Genomic DNA, 245 nt, shown 5'->3' on the forward strand with positions numbered 1-245 from the left:
GAAAACGCCGAATTTGAAAAAAACTTAACTGTGTCAGGTTTACTTAATGCTGATCAAGGTATCAAAGTAGGCGGTACAACGGTTATTGATAAAAATGGTGTGTTTTACGATAACGGAAAAAAACTGAGTGATATATACAGTAAACTTAACGGTAATAATGAGTTCAAAGGTTCGAATTCTTTTGTTGGAAATACCGAGTTCAAAGGTCGTGTAAATTCAACGAGCACAATTAACGCCGCACGTTT

General features: G+C 35.5%; 1 protein-coding gene. It reads left to right on the plus strand.

From position 1 onward, the window contains the following. Positions 1 to 245, plus strand: a 245-nt coding sequence (locus JFU56_RS22670; RefSeq protein WP_198439461.1) for a hypothetical protein, incomplete at both ends; no start/stop codon positions are given.

The organism is Moritella sp. F3 (genome assembly GCF_015082335.1).
GTDB lineage: Bacteria > Pseudomonadota > Gammaproteobacteria > Enterobacterales > Moritellaceae > Moritella.